The organism is Pectobacterium hainanensis, from assembly GCF_046237015.1.
GTDB lineage: Bacteria > Pseudomonadota > Gammaproteobacteria > Enterobacterales > Enterobacteriaceae > JBJYIN01.
In genome coordinates, this window is record NZ_JBJYIN010000046.1 from 1 (window position 1) to 304 (window position 304).

General features: G+C 47.4%; 1 tRNA gene. It reads right to left on the reverse strand.

What is annotated here, in order from left to right:
• Positions 1-137: 137 nt before the first annotated feature.
• Positions 138-213, reverse strand: a tRNA-Glu gene (locus ACKPVM_RS20460).
• Positions 214-304 lie beyond the last annotated feature (91 nt).

The following is a 304-nucleotide window of genomic DNA, read 5'->3' on the forward strand; positions in this document are numbered from 1 at the left end:
TGTTTCAATTTTCAGCTTGTTCCAGATTGTTAAAGAGCAATATCTTAAACCCTGACTATTGCTAATCAGTTTTAAGATATGAGGTAAGTGGTTGACTTACTGAAGACCCCCGCTTTCACCGGAATGGTCGGATGCGCTGGCGTCCCCTAGGGGATTCGAACCCCTGTTACCGCCGTGAAAGGGCGGTGTCCTAGGCCTCTAGACGAAGGGGACACGACACCGTACTTTGTTGACGCTTTTGCTCGTTTCTTTCATCAGACAATCTGTGTGAGCACTTCACTCAATCCACATCTTCTTGGTAAGG